The organism is Thermosynechococcus sp. B1, from assembly GCF_030322985.1.
Lineage (GTDB): Bacteria > Cyanobacteriota > Cyanobacteriia > Thermosynechococcales > Thermosynechococcaceae > Thermosynechococcus.
Map to the genome: position 1 here is coordinate 586683 of NZ_CP096573.1, position 18005 is coordinate 604687.

The following is an 18005-nucleotide window of genomic DNA, read 5'->3' on the forward strand; positions in this document are numbered from 1 at the left end:
AGTTGCCCCAAAACCATCTAGAGACCAAACTCTTGCTTGAGTTGTGCGACCCACTGCTGAACGCGTTGATCCGTAAGATCGGACTGGTTGTCTTCATCAATGAGTAGACCCACAAACCGATCTCCCCGCAGCGCTTGGGAGGCATTGAATTCATACCCCGCCATCGACCAGTATCCTACCGTCTCGCCACCCCGTTCACTGATTTTTGCCTCAAGAATACCAATGGCATCGCCAAAGTTGTCAGCGTAGCCCACTTGATCTCCTGCGCCAAAGTAGGCCACTTTTTTGCCAGTGAAATCAATGCTGTCTAGCTCCTCGTAAAAGCCCTCCCAGTCGGCTTGAAGTTCGCCCACATTCCACGTTGGACAGCCGATAATCAGACGATCGTAGGCCTCAAAGTCAGAGGGACTCGCTGATGCAATATCATGCAGTTCTACCACCGCAGCATTGGCAAAGGCGGACTGGATTTTCTCTGCAATCATTTGGGTGTTGCCAGTTTGGGTTCCATAAAATAAGCCAATTGTTGCCATCGATAACATCCCCGTAAGAATTGTTTGCCGGCGTTCTCCTTGGAGGTTCTGGGGCGATCGGCAGGATTGGGGAGCCCGTGAACGCTGTCATGTGCCCCTACTTATTATTGCAAATTTATCTCAATTGGCAACCTAATTTTAGAAAACAAGGCAAAACTGCCTGCTTAAGGTCTTTATCGCTGACCGAGCATTTGCCAACCCGTTAAAAACATCAGGAGCAAGACGCCACTGAGCGCCAAGATGTAGATAGGCTTGAAGACGACCCCCAAATAGGCTCCTTCATGGATCTGGAGTAAGACAGCCAGCTGCTGTTTTGGCAAATGCAGCCACTGTTAACTCAGGTGGTAAGCAACGCCTGTGATGGCACTCACCAAAAGCGGCAGCAAGACAACAGTAGCTCCATACTGATGGATGAGTCTCAGGGTGCTACTTGGCTGAGCCAGCCGGTGGTACTGCTTGAGTCGTCTGGGATTGATTAACCTAAAACCACTGACGGTCAGTACGGCCACACCTAACCCCAAGCAGAGCACATAGAGCAAACTGAAGGACTCCCCCAAAAAGGCGCCCGTATGGATTGTCATCATCAATTTGCCAAAGTCTTTGGATAGTCCTAACCAACTGCGACCCAACCGATAGGCCAATCCGCTACACATCGTTAACCCCAAGGGCAGCCACAGCGCGATCGCGACTTGACGATGCAGTTGACGTACTTTCATTCTCGCCCGTCTCCATTCAACTCAGTAGATTCCTGAAAGGAATACCTTGGCTTAAATATCCGCCCATTTGCGCAGTAAATTGGCGTGCACCTTGCAGAGCAGGTCAAACTCAATGGTTTTCCCCTGTTTTTCAAAAATGCTGCGGCGAACAGTATCTAGTTCAAACAGGAGTTCTCGCTCCAAGGGATCGCGAATTAAACTTTGCACCCATGTGACTGCCGCAAGGCGAACACCCTGACTCACTGGTTCCACTCGATGCAAAAAGATGGCTGGATACGCAATCATTGAGCCCGCAGGCAACCTAAAGGACTGTTCGCCCAAACTGGTATCGAGAACCAAGGTTCCCCCTTCATAGGTACAAGGATCACTCAGAAAGAGGGTGAGGGACACATCAGAGCGACTCAACTGCTCACCGCTACCCATTAGGGCATTATCCATGTGGCTGCCATAGACCATGCCGGGTTCGTAGCGGCTAAAAAGGATGGGACGGATGACCTTAGGTTGTACATAGGCTTGGAAGAGATGATTTCTTGTTAAGGCTGCAAGCACGATTTCTGAAGCCAGCGCATACGCCTCACTGTCTTGCGCCAATTGTTGATTGTCTTTAACAGTTTTTGCATAGATGCCAGCAGTCAATTTGCCATCTACAAAGACCCCTGCCTCAAGGATGGCATTTAGGCGATGCAGTTCTTCAGAGGTTAAGACTTGATGGATTTGCAGTAGCATTGGCTCGCTTTCCTAGGGGCTGACCCATAAAGACAGCAACTTGGGGGGAGGAAAAACAAGGTTGACCTCCTCCCCGGCCTGAAGGCTGTAGATTCCTTCTTCCTGCTTTAACTTTACGAATGGGAATAGGGCCACCAGCGTCGGCGTCGATAACGACCCCCTTCACCTTCCTCGCCTTCGCCCCATTCGCCCCGTTCGCCCCGTTCCGCCATCAGGTAAATGCTCGATCCAACAGTCCGGTTTTTGGTAGCAGCGACAGCAGAAGCACTGGCAGCCGGCGCTGGGAACTCATAGGACACCCCTCCCTCTTCACCACCGGCACTGAGATTGCTGCAACTCACCATTGTGCTTGCCAAGCCTAGGGAGACAAATAGGCAGAGGGCTTTTGAACCGTAACTATTCATAGGTTGCTCCTTGTTCAATGGGCTTTTACCCCATGATTGTGCTCAAGAAAAGTAACAATCTAGGGAAGGTTGCTGTACTTAGGAGCGGGCGGGGAGCTTGACTGTAAAGGTGGTTCCCTGATGCCGCTGACTCTGGACATCTACCGTGCCCCCATAGTGCTCAACAAGCGCCTTCACCACTGCTAAACCTAGCCCTGAGCCTTGGGCATGGTACAACTGTGCCTCCTGAGAACGCCAAAAGCGATTAAACACTCGGCAGATGTCTTCGGGAGGAATACCGATGCCAGTATCCTGAACCTCAACAATCGCAAACGCCCCCCTTTTTTTGAGGTTAATGGTTACAGCCCCATGGCTAGGGGTATAGTGAAGCGCATTATCCAAAAGATTGCTAAAAATCTCGTAAATTTGTTCAGGATTGCCATAGACATAGACATTGGTATCACAGTGATAAGTCAGATGAATCTGTTTTTTCTTAGCGCGATCGTACTGTAGCTCAACGAGTGACTCCAATAGCTCATCCAAGTCAACATTGACCCATTGACTCTGATCAAGTTTATGATGATCCATACGCGCTAGGAGCAATAGCTGATTGATCAAGGTATTCATCTGGTAACAGGCGGATAAAATTACTTTGAATTTATTTGATTGGGATGGTTCAAGATTCTTGGAGTATTGCTCTAGCAAGGAAATCGAAGATTGAATTGCCGTTAGGGGATGTCGCAATTGATGGGAGGCATCTGCAGTGAATTGTTTTAATTGATTGAGTGAAATGAGAATCGGTTGAAGACTTTGATTAGTTAACCAAAATGCTGCCAAAAGCGTAATCATACTAATGCCGAGGATATTCAATAGAAAGATAGATTTTAAGTATTCTAGCTCCCGATCTAACTCAGTGGTTGATTCTATGACACAGACATAGCCAATGGCTTGGCGATGAGGCTCCATTTTGTTTGCTCTGGCATATACCGGCAGAAAGAAATAGCGATATTGATCTTCTTTGACAATTGTTCCAGCGTCAGAAAGATGATTGGGTATACTCACTTGATCCATCCTTCTGCCTTCATAAACAATTAATTTCCTATCCTTGTCATACCATTGAACACTCTGAGAAAAATGACTGGGGAAGTTTGTCATGACTTCATAGACAGACTCAAAATAATACTTGCCCATTAATTGAGAAACTGTAATTGGTTGCAAGTCTCCTGAAACATTTTTAGGAACATACCCTTTGTATTTTGGTTCTTTCTTTAACTCTTCATACTCGTGCTGCAGGATTTCTAAGATACTTGCAGACTGGGTGCCTACTTCTTTTAGATGATCGTCGAGTTGATTGTAGCGGTGATAAACAATCAGAGAGTAAATTGAGAATGAAGAGATAGATAAAATTCCAGTAATCACCAAAAAGTATATAAAAAATAGGCGATGCCGCAGATTGCTAACTCGGCGATTCAAAGTTGGGATTAAGCCGATAGCCAAAACCATAGACAGTTTCAATAAAATTAGGAGGAGCCCCGCCTGCGTTCAGTTTGTGCCGCAGTCTCTTTAAGTGTACTTTAACGGCTTCTTCCCCTGGCACTTCCTCCAATGACCACGCATGATCGATAATTGCTGAGCGGCTAAGGATGCGACTGCCGTTACGCAACAACACCTCCAAAATGGCATACTCTTTGGGGGTCAGCTGGAGCTCTTGGTTGTTATAGGTGACTTTGGCTTTGTCTAGATATAGGGTGAGGGCGCCCCACCTAAGGACAGAGGAAAATGGTAGCGACTGACGCCTCAGTAGGGCACGCACCCTAGCCAACAGTTCGGCCAGATCAAAGGGCTTGACTAGGTAGTCATCGGCGCCGGCATCAAGACCCATGACTTTGTCAGTACTGGTGTCTCGAGCCGTTAGGATCAAAATAGGCAGCTGGTAGGCTCTCTGGCGAAGGATTTGGCACAGTCTTAGGCCGTCCATGCGCGGTAAGCCTAGATCTAAAATCAGTAGGTCAAAGGCAGTGGCCTCTAAATACTCAAGAGCTGATTCGGCATCATGTACCACTTCAGGGGTGTAGCGCTGATGGGCCAGGGATTCGGCAATCAAGTTGGCGATGGTTTGATCGTCTTCAACAATTAAAATTTTCATTAAGGCCGGCGGCGTGGGGACACCCCTGTGTTCGTTGCCCAGCTGTAGGACTAGGTGGTGTACTCGGCATTAATTTTAACGTAATCATAGCTGAGATCACAGCCCCAAGCGACACCTCGACCACTGCCATGACCAATACTGACTTCAATCACCACCGGATGGTCGAGGGACTGCTGGCCACTGGGATCGCTACTAGCGGCGGCTTGATTGACTAAGTAGGCATTGGCAGCGGCGCGATCGAAGGGTAAGGGTTGACCGTGGCGCATCATGGCAATCCCCCCAAGGGAAATGGCCAGATTACTGGCATCAAAGGGCACCCCAGCGCGGCCAGCAGCGGCGGCAATGCGTCCCCAGTTGGGATCCCGTCCATAGATGGCTGATTTGACGAGCATTGAACCCGCAATGGTTCTGGCCACTTGACGGGCAGCGGCATCATCACTAGCACCACTCACCTGAACTTCAATGAGACAGGTCGCCCCCTCGCCATCACGGGCGATCGCCTTCGCTAAATGGACACAGACCGCCGTTAACATTTCCTCAAGGCGGCTGGCCGCTGCGCCCGGCTCCGTAATCGCAGGGGTACGCGATTGTCCATTGGCCAAAGCAATCACACTGTCATTGGTGCTGGTATCACCATCAACGGTAATTTGATTGAAGGAGCGATCGCAGGCGCGTTGGAGCATCTCCTGCCACAGATGGGGCGACACAGCAGCATCGCAGGTAATAAAGGCCAGCATCGTTGCCATATTCGGGTGAATCATCCCTGACCCCTTGGCCATGCCACCAATGCGAATGGGCTGCCCCTCCCACTCGGCTTCGAGGGCAATTTGCTTGGGCACCAAGTCTGTGGTTAGAATGGCTCGGGCAGCCGCCTCTCCACCGCCATCACTCAAGTTTGCCGTTAGCGTTGGCAGCGCTTGGCGCATCTTTTCAAGGGGAATGGGTTGACCAATGACCCCCGTCGAAGCCACGAGCACCATCTCTGGACTCACCCCCAAGGCCGTTGCCACCATATCCGCTTGGGCTAAAACCGCCTGCCAGCCCTGTTCTCCCGTAGCCGCATTGGCCTGACCCGAATTACACAAAATCGCCTGCGCCGCTCCCTTCGTTTGTAACCGCTGACGACAGTAGGTGACAGGTGCCGCACACATGTGGTTCGTCGTAAATACCCCAGCGGCGATCGCCGGCACATCGGAAACAATCAAGGCCAAATCCAGTGCCCCTGAAGCTTTGAGTCCTGCCGCAATGCCCGCAGCTCGATAGCCTTTGGCGGCAGTCACACCACCCGTAATCCGTTGCCAGTGGCTCATAGCGTCGTCAATAAGAGAATCGTTGCGATTATATCAAGGGTCTTTCCCAAAACAGCGACTGTTAAGGTTTTTGCAGAAGTCTAGGGGAAAATACGACTCAAGGGGAGCTGTTGTTCAGTGATCGGCAGAGCGATCGCTCCCGTCGCGGGCACAATTCGCCGATTCAAATACCCAAAGGTTGTCGGTGTAATTTGCGCTGGTTCACTATAGGCTTCGAGAGTGCGATCCACCAAGTTAAAAAGCCAGTAGTGGGGAATCCCTGCCTCAGCATAGAGCATCAATTTCACAGTGCGATCGTACTCTAGGGAAGAGTCCGCCACCTCAATTAGCAATTGCACTGCCGCTGCTGTCGGATGCGCCGTGGCGTAATCATCCTCCCGATTGTCGACAAGGGTAATGTCTGGCTCAGGTTCACTGTGATCTGCAATTACAATCGGCGATTGACAGCGTAGGGTTGCCCGCTCACCCACCATTGGCATTAAGACCCGCAGGAGTCGGGTGATACAGGTTTCGTGGGCTGTCCCCTTAGCCGCCATCTTAATCAGTTCCCCCCGCACTAATTCGATGGGATCATCCTCGCCCAAAAAGCCGAGTTCAGCTAAACGGTGATAGTCCTCAATGCGGAAGTGCAGCGGGGATGGTGTTAATGTGCGGGTCGTCGGGTTCATGATTGTTTAGCCCGTATTGCGCATACCTGCCGCCACACCATTGATCGTCAAGAGAGCGCCCCGCAGCAACTCACCCCGGCCATAGCGGGAGCGGAGAATCGCCCCAGAGGTGGTTTGGCTGTTGTGCTGGCGTAGCCGTTTCAGGAGAGATACTTGCAGGAACCCCAAGGGAACAATGGTGCGATTGCGCAGTTGCACCGATCGCTGGAGCGCCGGATCCCCATCGAGTAGCCGCTCATGGCCAGTAATCGTGAGCACCAGTTCCGTGGTCAGGCGATGTTCCTGAGCAATCTGATCGTAGAGGCGGAAAAAGGCTTCACGGTTTTGGGGTTGGCTGAGTTCTTGGACATAGTAGCGGGCAATCTCTAGATCCACTTTGGCAAGGGTCATCTCAACTTTGGAGATCACCATGCGGAAGAAGGGCCATTTGTAGTAAAAGTAGCGCAACAGGGAGAGATGCTCAGCGGGTTTTTCCTCAAGGAATTCCTTCAGGGCAGTGCCCACACCATACCAAGCCGGCAGCAGGAAACGGGTTTGCGTCCAACTAAAGACCCAAGGAATTGCCCGCAAACTCTCAAGGGTTTTCTTACCTCCCCGCCGCGTGGGTCGGGAGCTAATTTGCAGTTGGCTAATTTCTTGAATCGGAGTAACTTCGTTAAAGAATTCAATGAATTCTGGCTGCTCATAGATGAGATGGCGATAGCATTGGCGCGATCGCGTGGCCAGCTCCTCCATAATCTCGTGCCAAGGCTCAATTTCATCAATACTACTGCGCAGCAAACTCGCCTGAATCACGGCTGTGGCCACTGTTTCGAGGTTAAAGAGCGCCAATTCCGGCAATGAGTATTTAGAGGCCAACACCTCGCCCTGCTCAGTAATCTTGATTCGTCCTTTGATCGTTTGCTCTGGCTGTGCCAAAATGGCTGCGTAGGCAGGCCCACCCCCCCGTCCCACAGAGCCACCCCGGCCGTGGAAAATCCGCAGTTGAAAGCCAAAGTTTTCCGCAATTTTTTGGAGCCGTTGTTGTGCCTTATAAATTTCCCAGTTGCTACTGAGGAAGCCCGAATCTTTGTTGCTGTCGGAATAGCCCAGCATCACCTCTTGCAGAAAGGGGGTACTGTGGCTGCCCAAATAGCTATGGCAAAAGGGCAAAGAAAAGAGTTCCGTCAGCACTGCGGGGGCGTGTTTGAGGTCTTCAACCGTCTCAAAGAGGGGAATCGCCTGTAGGGTACTGGTGCCTGTGGCGGGATCAAACAGTCCAGCCTCCTTGGCAAAGAGCAGCACCTCCAAGAGATCACTGACCTCGTGGCTCATGCTGATGATGTAGGTATTGCACAAATCCGTGCCAAACTCTTGTTGGAGTTGTCGCACCATACGGAACGTTTCAATGATTTCATTGGTGCGATCGCTAAAGGGGAGTTCCCCCGGAATCAAGGGGCGACGGGTGGAAAGTTCACTGAGGAGCCAGCGAGTGCGCTCCGTTTCCGACAATTCCGTATAGGGACAGGGGAGAATGCCCAAATAGGCGGTAATTTCATTAAGCGCCTCAGCGTGACAGGTGCTTTCTTGGCGAATATCCAAGGCTGCCAAATTAAAGCCAAAAACCTCCACTTGGCAAATCAAATCATCCAGTTCGCGGCAGGCCAGTCCCGTTTCCTTCAGGTTACGCTGAATCAGCAGCAGCTCTGCCAAGAATTCTTGACCGTGGCGGTAAAACTGTCCATTATTTAGCTCTTCCGCATCATTGCGGCGAATGCAGTAGGTTTGCAGCGCTCGGTTGCGATCGCGGGTATTTTGCAGCCGTTTGAGCACATAGGTGAGTTTCAGACGGTAGGGTTCCTGCCGATAGCGCACCGCATACTGGTCATAGACGCTAGGGAGTTGCCGTTGATCCTGCTCAAGGGAATCCAGTAAATCCGGCAGCACATCACACCAGTGCAGGGACAAGCTCAGCAGATTAATCAACCGCTCAACGGATTTAATGTACTCCTCAAGAACTAAGTTGCGCTGATAGCAGGCGGTTTGCCACGTCACTTCCGGTGTCACGTAGGGATTGCCATCGCGATCGCCCCCCACCCAGGAGCCAAAGCGACAGAAATTGTGCCGCGGGGGCTGCAAATAGGGAAATGTTTCATGGAGCGATTGCTCAAGGCGGCGATAGAGCTTGGGAATGACGGCAAAAATGACCTCTTTGAAGTAGTGGAGCGTGTATTCCACCTCATCGAGCACTTCGGGCTTAAATTGGTGCAGTTCATCGGTGCGCCACCAGAGGCGAATTTCTTCCATTAGTTGTGCCCGCAGGGTTTGGGCATTCCAGTCCGTCAGGTGCGGAGAAGCCCCCTCTAGCACATCCAGTTGCTCCAGTAAGCGGGCAACCCGCCGCTGCTTATCGCGAATCGTTTGCCGCACAATTTCCGTCGGGTGAGCGGTGAAAACCAGCTTAATGTCGAGTTGATCCAGCAGCTTTTGAATATGGCGCGGCGGTACATTCAGTGTATGCAGCCGCGGAAAAAGCCAAGCAAAGGAACCATACTGCTGAGTGGCGGGAATGGCTTCGTAGAGACTATGCTCTAGGCGTTCACTCGGTCCACTGCGCACATCCGTTGCATTGGCAGCATGATGGGGCAAGGGAAAGCCTTCACCACTGACACCGGAAATCGGTTCACTCATGACACTGCGGCGGCACAGTCCCTCTTGGGCAGCTCGTTCGCGATTGTATTGTTGCTCGTAGTGCTGCTCGACAATGTTGATAATTTGAAAGTAGAGGTTAAAAGCACGCGCTGCTCTGATCGCTTGATTGAGTTCGAGGGATTCAATGACCTTCAGCAGTTCCCCTTCTGGGGCATGGAGCGCATGGCCTTCTGGCGAAGAGAGAGCACCCAAGCGCCGCAGTAGATCAACTAATTCCTGACCCGATTCTGCCGCCAAGACATCTACCAAGACCTCTTCCACCAGTCGCAAACGTGCCTGTAGGGTGCGAGCTGCTAAACTTTCACTTTCAATCAAGCGATCGCGATTGGTCGCATCGAGGACTGATGTCATATTTACCCCAGTCTGCAAACATAATACTCCCTACTTTACCCAATCCTGAGCTAGGGCAGTACAACAATTGATAACAGGCGTATTAAGGATTTATTAACAGTTCTAATCTTTTTTGCTGCTGAGAATCAGTTCTAGGTGTTGCAAGCGATCGCGCACGCCATAATTCACCAAAGTCATGCTTTGTAGACGTTCCAACCAACCAGCACTAATGCCATTGAGATACTGAAGTAGCGGCCAACGCTGGCTCAAGGGAGCAAATAGCTGTGGCCAACGGGCATAGACCAGCCCACGAATCCCTTGCCGCTGTCGCAGGAGGTTCTCCGGCAGCCAAGACACGTTTTTATGCTGGCTAGGGGACAGTACCGATAGGGAGGATGCCAAGATCAGGCGATCGCCCCGTTGCTCATAGGCCGCGGCCACATCAGAGACCAAGCCTTCACTGGTCTGCGGGTCAAGAATTAATTTCACCCAAGCAGTGACGGGTTCTTTATTCAAGACCAAGCGATTCACCTCATAGCCATTGGCCCGGGCAAGATCATCCAATTGTTGCAGCACAGTTGCCGCCTCTGGGGTATTGCGCGTCTGCCACCACCATTGCCACTGTTCATCGCCTTGGCGCCAAAGGGCAAGGCTAAAGCGATCGCTGGCCAAGGGAAAAATTTGCCTCGTCACGTCCAGCGGTATCTCTGCCGTCAAATCCCGCAGCAGTTGGCTGGCAATCTCATCCCCTTGGGGCGTTCTGCCAAAGCGGTAGTCTGCCAAAGCCTTGGTGAGTTGGCTATAGCCCTCTGGCAAGTGGGAACCCGCAACCACCACCGTCGGCATCGGTTCTTGGGCACGGAGGAACTCAAGGTCAAGGGGATCAGCCGCCAATGTCGGATCACTGGTGCGGTGCAGCAGCGTTTCCAGATGCAGCTCGTTGTTTTGCGCCTTCACAGCCAACAGCAGGCGATCGTAGGTGGGTGCCAGTTCGCGATCCTCACGACTTAGGGATTGCAGGTTGACATAGTAGAGGGCCGTAGGTTGAGTGTCTAATTGAGGTCGCGCCGCTTGATAAAAGCTCAAACCCGCCAGATTGCCATCCCCAGTCACCGCTGACCCCAAGCTAGCGATCATGGTCTCCACATCGGCAGCGAGGAGCAGGCGATCGCCCAGCCGTGCCGTCACCAAGTCCTTACCCACTTGGAGGGGGATATTTTGATAGACTTGCGCCTCAAAAGGATGGCTCTGCCAGTAGGTCTCTAAGAAAGCCGTTGCTGCGTCTGGGCGCTTCAGGGGCAGAATCCACAACTGCCGCGGGGATGGACACACTTCAGAACAGGGGAACTGGGCAACCGTCACCCCCTCTCCTACCCAAGTACTGACCTCAGACCACGACCAGCCCCAATCAGCCAGTTGGGATGTCCAAAAACGCTCCCAAAAAAAGCGCAGCGGATCGCTACTGGGACGTTGATTGAGCTTGAGGACACTCTGGGCTTGGCGGGGGACAAAGATCAGGTCATCGCTATCGGCAGCGAAGGCTGGCTGGCCACAGGTTAGAACCCACCAGCAGAGGATAAAGACCAAAAACGATGACCATAGCGATCGATGGTGCGGTTGCATCAGTGCCCTCAATGTGGCAGGCCAAATTAGCGGTTGGTGACAGTGGCCACATCCCGCGAGGTCAAGCGCTCATAGGTCGCCCGCATTTTCAGCCCCGTCAGCACTTGGAACAGACCCGAACCATTATCGGAACCTGGATAGTCACGGTGCTTCAGCAGCAGTTCCGTCATTTCACCATAGTGCTTGGTGGAGGTATTGCTCAGGTGACTTTCGATGTAGATCAGTTCATCGAGTTTTTCAAAGCGACCGTCCACTTCTAACACCGAAACGGGGTGACCATAGTATTCATCGGGGCCATAGCTGAGGCGGATGCCCGGATAAGAGCAGGTGAGCTTACGACCGCAGGGAATCCAAGTAATCGTGGAGCCTTCATCAAAAAGATAGACTGGCTCAAAGCCAGGGATGCCTTCCCGTTGCAGCATCCGTACCCGCAGGATATTGCCGACTTTTTCCTCTTTGACCAACTGGGTCGGCAGAATTTGCAAGACCACGTCAGCGTACTGCTTTTGGGGATCGATATAGGCCATGAAGTCGGGGCGACGGGCATTGATCGAGGCAATCACGTCTTCGTAGCTGTGACCCCGCTCGGCCATGTCGCGCTTGATCTTCCAAGCAATTTTTACATCGTCGCTGATGTCGAGATAGACACTAAAGTCAATCAGCGATCGCACCCGTTCATCGTAAAGGGGATGCAGCCCTTCAATCACAATCACGTGGTTGGGATCAACCCTCTCTGGCGGATCAATCGTCCCCGTTTCGTGGTTGTAGATGGGTTTCATGATTGATTCGCCATTTTTGAGAGCCTTGATCTGCTCATACATCAGATCAAAGTTGTTGGCGCGGGGATCAAGAGCTGTAATCCCCGTTTCTTTCCGCTGCTTGCGATCCAGACTGTGATAGTCATCCAAGCAAATCACAGTCATAAACTCTTCGCCAAACAGATCGGCCAGTCGGCGCAAAAACGTTGATTTACCACAGCCGGAGTCTCCAGCAACGCCGATGAGAACCACACGGTCTGGCTTACTGCTCATAGCTGACGATTCCCTTTGCTCGTAGAAGTGGACATCCCCTGATGGGGTGGTTCAGTATTCCCTTACTGATATTACAAGGGTGGTGTCCCTCTGTGATAGTTTTTTGGGCAAAAAGAGGAACATTGCCCTCCATAGGGGGGATTGGTGGTTGCCCTAGGGAAGCGTTTGGGATATACTAGTAGATTGCGAAAGTTAGTCCTAGGGATCATCATGGCCTGCCCCAAGAAAAAAACCTCGAAGTCCAAGCGCAGTATGCGCCGTGCGGTCTGGAAGCGCCAAGCTGCCCTTCAAGCGCAACGTGCCCTTTCCATTGGCAAGTCTATTTTGACCGAGCGCGCCCAAGGCTTCTACTTCCCTGAAGCTGAAGAAGAAAACGAAGACGAGCAGGAGTAATCCATGGCCACTCCCACGGAGCCAAGCCGCACCCCAAAACTGGAAACCCCCAAGTACGGCTTTAATACTTTTGCTGAGCGGATCAATGGTCGTGCTGCTATGGTCGGTCTTGTGGCGCTTTTGTTATGGGAATATTGGACAGGAGAGGGCTTGCTCCACTGGTTGGGCTGGGTCTAGGGGACGCATTTAGCACTTGTTTGCATGATTCCCTACAACCTCAGTGACCCCCGCCTCTTTGGCATTATGGTTGGGGTCATGTTTTTGATGGTGGTCAGCCGCCTCGTGCTGGTGGCCGGCTTTTTTTCGCTTGTATATGTGGTGGCTCGCTGGACGCCCCTGAGGAAACGGCGGGTCAATTTGCGCCCCTACCAGCGGGGGCAGTTTTGGCAGGAGTTTGGCTGGTCGTTGGTGACAGCGGCTATTTTTGCGTTGGCGGGGGCGATCGCCGCAGTGATGTGGCAGCGGGGCTGGACAGCCGTTTATCTAGAGTTAAATTCCCTTTGGGACTACATTTACTTTCCCTTGAGTATTGGCCTTGTGCTGCTGCTTCACGAAACCTATTACTATTGGCTCCATCGCTGGATGCACCAACCGAAAATTTATCGCCGTGTCCATCGGGTGCATCACCATAGCATTGTGGCCTCGCCTTGGACGGCCTTTTCATTTCACCCGTGGGAAGCGTTCCTACAGGCCATTTTCCTGCCGCTGATTATTGTGCTTGTGCCGCTGCACCCCTACGCGATCGTGATTCAGCTCAGCCTGATGACGGTCTCCAGTGTGATTAACCATTTGAATTTAGAGATTTATCCCCGTGGCTTTGCCGAGCATTGGTTGGGGCAGTGGTTGATTGGCGCCACCCACCACAGTTTGCACCACAGTCAATTTCGCTGTAACTATGGCCTCTATTTCACCTTTTGGGATCGGTGGCTGGGAACAGAGAGCCGCGATTACCTGCCCCTGTTTCGCGATCGCACCCAAGGCTAAGGCAACGATGAATTCTGCATAGGCCAATCGGCGAAGGCGTAGGACGGTTTGTCTGGTTCAGTGGCAGTGAGATGGTCAAGGCACTTTCCTTTCCGATGATGGCGGAGCGGCAACATCCGCTGATCCAACCGCTACTCACCCTTTCCGATGAGGAGTTGATCAAGGCCTTTCAAGATGAGCGCGATCGCGGCTGCTACTTTGTTGCCCTTTATTGTCGCTATGCCGCTCTTGTCTATAGTGTGCTGCAACACCACGGGCGATCGCCAGTACAGGTGGACTATCTTTTTGCCAAGGTGTGGCACGGGTTATTTTTCAGCTTTGACCTTGTGGAGTTTACCCCTGAGGGCGTGAAAGTGGGTGACGAGGAAGCTCGCTCCCTGCGCAATTGGATTGTCAACCGCACCGCTACCCTGATTCAAGAGGAACTCCCCGGCATTGAGCACATTACCTATGTCCTGCAGGATGCGCCACCTCCGCTCTGGTGTTACTTGGAAGCCAGCCTTGCCTACCTCAATCCCCTTAGCCGCTTGGTGGTGGTGACCACCCAGACCTTTCACTGGAGCCTTGAGCGCCTGCGTGCCTACCTAGAAGTTCAAGGAGAAACCTACAGCCTTGAGGAACTCAACCAGCATTTAGAAGAGGGGCTAGTACGCATCGCGGAGTATCTGCCGCCGGATATTCGCCAAATTTACTTAATGCCCGATCTCGCTTCAGAGGAATCCCCCACCGTTCAACCCACTCTCGAAGAACTCTTTCCCAATAGCGTTGAGGAAGTGGGCACCCACCTTGAGAGTAACCCGACGGACGCTAGTATTGATAACCTACTGGCAGAGTGGGAGCGGATTCTCTCCAGCTAAGATTATTTTTCCACAGATGAATCTCACAACGATCTGGGATGCCCCCAAGACCGTCCCTTGTATGCTAGACTCAATTTGTTGAGAAAAATTTCTAACAAGGTCTGACATTCATGGGTCTGGGTGTTATTGATTTGCCGACATTTTGCCTTGAGGGCACTGTCGAAGAAGTCTTTTATAAGAAGGGGCGACCCAAAGTCGTGATTCTAAAAACCGCCACAGGAACGGTCTGGATTAAGCTAGAAAAGTCCCTGCGCCGTGAGTTACAGCAAGTTCCCACGGTGGGCGATCGCCTGCGGCTAGAAGGAACGATCAGCGATAAGTACGATGGCTGGGTCAAGCAATACAAGGCCAGTCATTTAGAATTTTTAGCAACGGCTCAACCCTCAGCGGCAAAGCGTTCTCAGCCCTGTAAGGTGCTCATTTGTCAAAAATCCTCCTGCTGTCGGCGGGGTGCCAAGGAACTGTGGCAAGAGCTAGAGGCACAACAGCTCCCCATTGCCCTGAAGGCGACGGGCTGTATGGGGGAATGCAAACGGGGGCCAGCGGTGGTTGTCCTGCCCCACAAGAAACGGCTGACCCGCGCCAATGCCCAACAGATTCGCGAGCTAGTTTGCTCGACTGAGGCTTAGGGAATTCAGGACAACGGCAATCGAACTCACGGCCATACAAGCGGCAGCAATTCCGGGGGTGAGACTGAGGCCCCATAGGGGTAATCCAACACCGGCTGCAAGGGGTAAACCGACGATATTGTAGGCCACTGCCCAAAGAAGATTCTGCTGAATTTTGCGGAAGGTGGCGCGGCTAAGGCTCAGCACAGCGAGCACATCCTCTAGATGATTGCGGGTGAGGATAATATCCGCTGCTTCAATGGCCACCTCTGTACCCGTACCAAGGCTAATCCCCACCTGAGCTGCCGTTAGAGCTGGCGCATCATTCATGCCATCCCCGACCATGGCCACGGTTTTGCCTTGGGCTTGCCAACCTTCAATGAGGGCGAGCTTTTGTTGCGGCTGAAGATCGGTGTGCAGATGCGTTGGCGGTAGGCCAAGAGGTTCTAGGAGTTGCTGTGCGGCTTTGGCCGTGTCTCCCGTCAGGACATGGATCGCATAGCCTTGGGCTTGCAGGGCTTGAACGGTGCTCACTGCCTCTGGGCGCAGGCGATCGCGAAAGGTCACAACGGCAATCAACTGGCGATCGCAGGCCAAGGCCACATGGGTTTCCACTTCTAGGGAAGGACAGTCAACCCCCTGATCACGCAGCCAACTGAGGCGACCTGCCTGATAGTAATGCCCCTCAATCCAACCGCTGATCCCCAGTCCGAGGGCAGTTTCCACCTCTGTCACCGTTGCTAGCTCTGTTGTCTGGCCGGTCGCAGCCCACGCCTTCTGAATCGCCACTGCAAGGGGATGGCGACTCTCGCGCTCTAAACTGGCTAGCAGATACAGCACTTCCTCTGAAAAGTAATGACCATAGAGGTTGATCTCGGCCACTGCCAGTTCACCGGTCGTCAGTGTGCCCGTCTTATCAAACACAATCGTGTCCAACTGCTGACTGTGCTCAAGAACATCACCGCCTCGAATAATTAAGCCTTTGGCAGCGGCGTGACTGGTGCCCACAAGCAGCGCGATCGGGGTGGCAAGGCCAAGGGCACAGGGACAGGCAATCACCAGAACACTCAAGGCTAGCTTTAAGGGCAATAGGGGTGTGCTATTGGTCATTTCTGGGAAGAAATGGGGGGCGATCGCGCTCCAAAACAGAGCCGTTGCTGCTGCCAAGGCTAGCACCCCATAGCCAAAATAGCCGGCCACCACATCCGCCATTTGCTGCACCGGTGCTTTGCGATTTTGTGCCTGCACCACGAGGTCTAGAATCTGCCCCAAAAATGAGGCACGACCACAGCGTTCCACCCGTAGGGTGACCGCAGCACCAACATTGCGACTGCCCGCCAGAACGGATGCCCCCACCCCCTTGGCCACCGGTAAAGATTCCCCTGTGAGCATGGATTCATCCACCAGGGTTTCCCCGGTCACAATCGTGCCATCGGCAGGAAAGGGTTCTCCAGCATCTACCCACAGCCAGTCCCCGACTTGGATACGACTGACGGGAATGGGCCAGCGATCGCTAGCAGTCAAACTGGGTTGCCATAGCGCCTGTTGTGGCTGAAGCGCAAGGAGCGATCGCAAGTCCCGTTGTGCCTGTTGACGTACCCGTTGCTCCAGCGATCGCCCCAGCAAAATAAAGCCAAGGATCATCACCGGTTCATCAAAGAAACACGCCCAGCCCAAGGCCGGCCACAGCCACGCCACCGTACTAATGAGGTAAGCCCCCAAGGCGCCAAGAGCCACCAGCGTATTCATATTCGGGCGACGTTGGAACAGGCCTATCATTCCTTCCCGCAGAATCTCCCACCCCGGTAGGACAAGGGCAATGGTTGCTAGCCCCCAATGCCAGATCATCGCCTCTAACATGGGCCAGTGCCCCGGCAGCAGATCAATCCCGTGGCCGACACTAGAGAGAACAAGGAGCACAAGGGCGATCGCTAACCTTGGCAAAGAGGTTTCCTCAGAGGCCGTGGGCAGTTCCAAAAGGGCATTGGCTTCTGCGAGGGTGGCTTGAAAGCGGCCTTGGTTTAAGCTCTCGACAATGGCACTGGGGGTTGTCTCAGCGGGGGAATAGGTGACAACGGCGGTTCCCGTGACCAGATTGACTGCCGCAGCATCTACGCCCGGCTGCTCTTTTAACTGATTTTCCAGCGATCGCACGCAGCCAGCACAACGCAAGCCGCTCACCCGCAGGATGGCTACCTCAGGGGCGTGAGAATCAACACTTGAACTTAGGGACACGTCGCACCCTCTCCAAAAAGAACTACGTTCAATCTCCTAACTGCGTCCCCACCGCCTATTGTGGCACGTTGGCTTTGGGATGTCAGGGAAAGGGCGAGCTATGCTAAAGGAGTGAGGTTTTCACGAGAAATACAGAGAATGGTGACTGCCAAGGAGACGGGCGATCGCTATTTCACACCAGAAGAATACTTCGCGTGGGAAGAGCAGCAGTTAGAAAAGCATGAGTTGATTGATGGTCGCGTCTATGCAATGGCAGGTGGTAGTAAGAACCACAGCATCATTAAACTGAACTTCGGCAATCTGATTAAACCCCATCTACGGGGTCGTGGGTGTCAGGTATTTAACTCTGACTTGAGGGTGAATATCCTTCATACGACCAACTTTACTTATCCTGATCTGAGTGTCACCTGTGACGATCGCGATCGCCAGAGTCCCTTTTTCATCACTTATCCCTGTCTCATTGTTGAAGTGCTCTCACCCGCCACCGAGGCCTACGATCGCGGCAAAAAGTTTGATCTCTACCGTCGTAACCCCAACCTCGTGGATTATGTGCTCGCTAGCTCAGAGGAAATGGCGATCGACATTTACCAAAAAAATGAGGTGGGGGATTGGCTGCTGCGCTGCTACCGCGCGGGCGATCGCGTTGAGTTGAGGAGCATTGACCTCAAAGTGCCTATTGAACAGTTTTATGAAGACGTTGACCTCTCTGCCCCCGCCGTAGATACCACTGCTCCGTGAAACAGCAAGCGGCTCTCCCTATGAACGCCGAGGCTA

Annotated in this window: 19 protein-coding genes; 6 read left to right on the forward strand and 13 right to left on the reverse strand. The window is 52.7% G+C overall.

Annotated features, from left to right (window positions below; translation table 11 throughout):
• Positions 1 to 17 precede the first annotated feature (17 nt).
• The 12 genes from fldA to M0644_RS03045 all read right to left on the reverse strand — a co-directional run bounded on the left by fldA (position 18) and on the right by M0644_RS03045 (position 12154).
• Positions 18 to 530, reverse strand: a complete 513-nt coding sequence (gene fldA / locus M0644_RS02990; protein WP_149818024.1) for a flavodoxin FldA — start codon at positions 528 to 530, stop codon at positions 18 to 20.
• 173 nt (positions 531 to 703) lie between these two features.
• Entirely contained in the window at positions 704 to 850 is a 147-nt protein-coding gene (locus M0644_RS02995; RefSeq protein WP_286626526.1) for a hypothetical protein, read from the reverse strand.
• A 12-nt stretch (positions 851 to 862) separates the two neighbouring features.
• Positions 863 to 1246 (reverse strand): PepSY domain-containing protein, encoded by a 384-nt coding sequence (locus M0644_RS03000; protein ID WP_286626528.1) that lies wholly within the window; start codon positions 1244 to 1246, stop codon positions 863 to 865.
• A 51-nt stretch (positions 1247 to 1297) separates the two neighbouring features.
• On the reverse strand, positions 1298 to 1972 hold the full coding sequence (locus M0644_RS03005) for a Fe2+-dependent dioxygenase (RefSeq protein ID WP_286626530.1): 675 nt from the start codon (positions 1970 to 1972) through the stop codon (positions 1298 to 1300).
• Positions 1973 to 2085: 113 nt separating this feature from the next.
• The gene (locus tag M0644_RS03010) at positions 2086 to 2376 is read right to left on the reverse strand and encodes a hypothetical protein (RefSeq protein ID WP_286626531.1); all 291 of its coding nucleotides are present in this window, start codon (positions 2374 to 2376) and stop codon (positions 2086 to 2088) included.
• Between the two features lie 78 nt (positions 2377 to 2454).
• Positions 2455 to 3858: a cell wall metabolism sensor histidine kinase WalK gene (locus M0644_RS03015; RefSeq protein WP_286626532.1), complete on the reverse strand. Its 1404-nt coding sequence runs from the start codon at positions 3856 to 3858 to the stop codon at positions 2455 to 2457.
• Complete coding sequence (locus M0644_RS03020; RefSeq protein ID WP_149818035.1) at positions 3812 to 4501, reverse strand: response regulator transcription factor; 690 nt, start codon at positions 4499 to 4501, stop codon at positions 3812 to 3814. The genes M0644_RS03015 and M0644_RS03020 overlap by 47 nt, the downstream gene beginning before the upstream one ends.
• Before the next feature lie 50 nt (positions 4502 to 4551).
• Positions 4552 to 5811 (reverse strand): bifunctional glutamate N-acetyltransferase/amino-acid acetyltransferase ArgJ, encoded by a 1260-nt coding sequence (gene argJ / locus M0644_RS03025; RefSeq protein WP_286626534.1) that lies wholly within the window; start codon positions 5809 to 5811, stop codon positions 4552 to 4554.
• 80 nt (positions 5812 to 5891) lie between these two features.
• The gene (locus tag M0644_RS03030) at positions 5892 to 6479 is read right to left on the reverse strand and encodes a Uma2 family endonuclease (protein WP_149818039.1); all 588 of its coding nucleotides are present in this window, start codon (positions 6477 to 6479) and stop codon (positions 5892 to 5894) included.
• 6 nt (positions 6480 to 6485) lie between these two features.
• The gene (gene ppc / locus M0644_RS03035) at positions 6486 to 9521 is read right to left on the reverse strand and encodes a phosphoenolpyruvate carboxylase (protein ID WP_286626535.1); all 3036 of its coding nucleotides are present in this window, start codon (positions 9519 to 9521) and stop codon (positions 6486 to 6488) included.
• 102 nt (positions 9522 to 9623) lie between these two features.
• The gene (locus M0644_RS03040; RefSeq protein ID WP_286626537.1) at positions 9624 to 11123 is read right to left on the reverse strand and encodes a DUF3352 domain-containing protein; all 1500 of its coding nucleotides are present in this window, start codon (positions 11121 to 11123) and stop codon (positions 9624 to 9626) included.
• Positions 11124 to 11149: 26 nt separating this feature from the next.
• Positions 11150 to 12154, reverse strand: a complete 1005-nt coding sequence (locus M0644_RS03045; protein WP_149818046.1) for a phosphoribulokinase — start codon at positions 12152 to 12154, stop codon at positions 11150 to 11152.
• Between the two features lie 210 nt (positions 12155 to 12364).
• On the opposite strand from M0644_RS03045, the gene M0644_RS03050 reads away from it, so the two are divergent.
• The 5 genes from M0644_RS03050 (at position 12365) to M0644_RS03070 (ending at position 15017) form a co-directional block, all read left to right on the forward strand.
• Positions 12365 to 12547: a 50S ribosomal protein L32 gene (locus tag M0644_RS03050; RefSeq protein ID WP_024124949.1), complete on the forward strand. Its 183-nt coding sequence runs from the start codon at positions 12365 to 12367 to the stop codon at positions 12545 to 12547.
• 3 nt (positions 12548 to 12550) lie between these two features.
• Entirely contained in the window at positions 12551 to 12724 is a 174-nt protein-coding gene (locus M0644_RS03055) for a hypothetical protein (RefSeq protein WP_149818048.1), read from the forward strand.
• Positions 12725 to 12748: 24 nt separating this feature from the next.
• Positions 12749 to 13531, forward strand: a complete 783-nt coding sequence (crtG, locus tag M0644_RS03060; protein ID WP_149818050.1) for a 2,2'-beta-hydroxylase CrtG — start codon at positions 12749 to 12751, stop codon at positions 13529 to 13531.
• Between the two features lie 71 nt (positions 13532 to 13602).
• Positions 13603 to 14388, forward strand: coding sequence for a hypothetical protein (locus M0644_RS03065; RefSeq protein WP_286626541.1), 786 nt, complete (start codon positions 13603 to 13605; stop codon positions 14386 to 14388).
• 110 nt (positions 14389 to 14498) lie between these two features.
• Positions 14499 to 15017, forward strand: coding sequence for a hypothetical protein (locus tag M0644_RS03070; RefSeq protein WP_149818054.1), 519 nt, complete (start codon positions 14499 to 14501; stop codon positions 15015 to 15017).
• On the opposite strand, the gene M0644_RS03075 is transcribed toward M0644_RS03070, so the two are convergent.
• On the reverse strand, positions 14994 to 17231 hold the full coding sequence (locus M0644_RS03075) for a cation-translocating P-type ATPase (protein WP_286626542.1): 2238 nt from the start codon (positions 17229 to 17231) through the stop codon (positions 14994 to 14996). The two genes, M0644_RS03070 and M0644_RS03075, sit on opposite strands and share 24 nt — an antisense overlap.
• 138 nt (positions 17232 to 17369) lie before the next feature.
• Here M0644_RS03075 and M0644_RS03080 point away from each other — a divergent pair, with 138 nt between their 5' ends.
• Positions 17370 to 17969, forward strand: a complete 600-nt coding sequence (locus M0644_RS03080; protein ID WP_149818057.1) for a Uma2 family endonuclease — start codon at positions 17370 to 17372, stop codon at positions 17967 to 17969.
• Positions 17970 to 18005: the final 36 nt, after the last annotated feature.

What these genes read in the sequence shown, in the direction of transcription:
- M0644_RS03015 (WP_286626532.1), bottom strand. Translation starts at nt 3,858, where the DNA reads ATGGTTTTGGCTATCGGCTTAATCCCAACTTTGAATCGCCGAGTTAGC.
- M0644_RS03050 (WP_024124949.1), top strand. Translation starts at nt 12,365, where the DNA reads ATGGCCTGCCCCAAGAAAAAAACCTCGAAGTCCAAGCGCAGTATGCGC.
- M0644_RS03080 (WP_149818057.1), top strand. Translation starts at nt 17,370, where the DNA reads ATGGTGACTGCCAAGGAGACGGGCGATCGCTATTTCACACCAGAAGAA.
- M0644_RS03030 (WP_149818039.1), bottom strand. Translation starts at nt 6,479, where the DNA reads ATGAACCCGACGACCCGCACATTAACACCATCCCCGCTGCACTTCCGC.
- M0644_RS03055 (WP_149818048.1), top strand. Translation starts at nt 12,551, where the DNA reads ATGGCCACTCCCACGGAGCCAAGCCGCACCCCAAAACTGGAAACCCCC.
- M0644_RS03020 (WP_149818035.1), bottom strand. Translation starts at nt 4,501, where the DNA reads ATGAAAATTTTAATTGTTGAAGACGATCAAACCATCGCCAACTTGATT.
- fldA (WP_149818024.1), bottom strand. Translation starts at nt 530, where the DNA reads ATGGCAACAATTGGCTTATTTTATGGAACCCAAACTGGCAACACCCAA.
- M0644_RS03045 (WP_149818046.1), bottom strand. Translation starts at nt 12,154, where the DNA reads ATGAGCAGTAAGCCAGACCGTGTGGTTCTCATCGGCGTTGCTGGAGAC.
- M0644_RS03000 (WP_286626528.1), bottom strand. Translation starts at nt 1,246, where the DNA reads ATGAAAGTACGTCAACTGCATCGTCAAGTCGCGATCGCGCTGTGGCTG.
- M0644_RS03065 (WP_286626541.1), top strand. Translation starts at nt 13,603, where the DNA reads ATGGTCAAGGCACTTTCCTTTCCGATGATGGCGGAGCGGCAACATCCG.
- M0644_RS03070 (WP_149818054.1), top strand. Translation starts at nt 14,499, where the DNA reads ATGGGTCTGGGTGTTATTGATTTGCCGACATTTTGCCTTGAGGGCACT.
- M0644_RS03040 (WP_286626537.1), bottom strand. Translation starts at nt 11,123, where the DNA reads ATGCAACCGCACCATCGATCGCTATGGTCATCGTTTTTGGTCTTTATC.
- ppc (WP_286626535.1), bottom strand. Translation starts at nt 9,521, where the DNA reads ATGACATCAGTCCTCGATGCGACCAATCGCGATCGCTTGATTGAAAGT.
- M0644_RS03005 (WP_286626530.1), bottom strand. Translation starts at nt 1,972, where the DNA reads ATGCTACTGCAAATCCATCAAGTCTTAACCTCTGAAGAACTGCATCGC.
- crtG (WP_149818050.1), top strand. Translation starts at nt 12,749, where the DNA reads ATGATTCCCTACAACCTCAGTGACCCCCGCCTCTTTGGCATTATGGTT.
- argJ (WP_286626534.1), bottom strand. Translation starts at nt 5,811, where the DNA reads ATGAGCCACTGGCAACGGATTACGGGTGGTGTGACTGCCGCCAAAGGC.
- M0644_RS03010 (WP_286626531.1), bottom strand. Translation starts at nt 2,376, where the DNA reads ATGAATAGTTACGGTTCAAAAGCCCTCTGCCTATTTGTCTCCCTAGGC.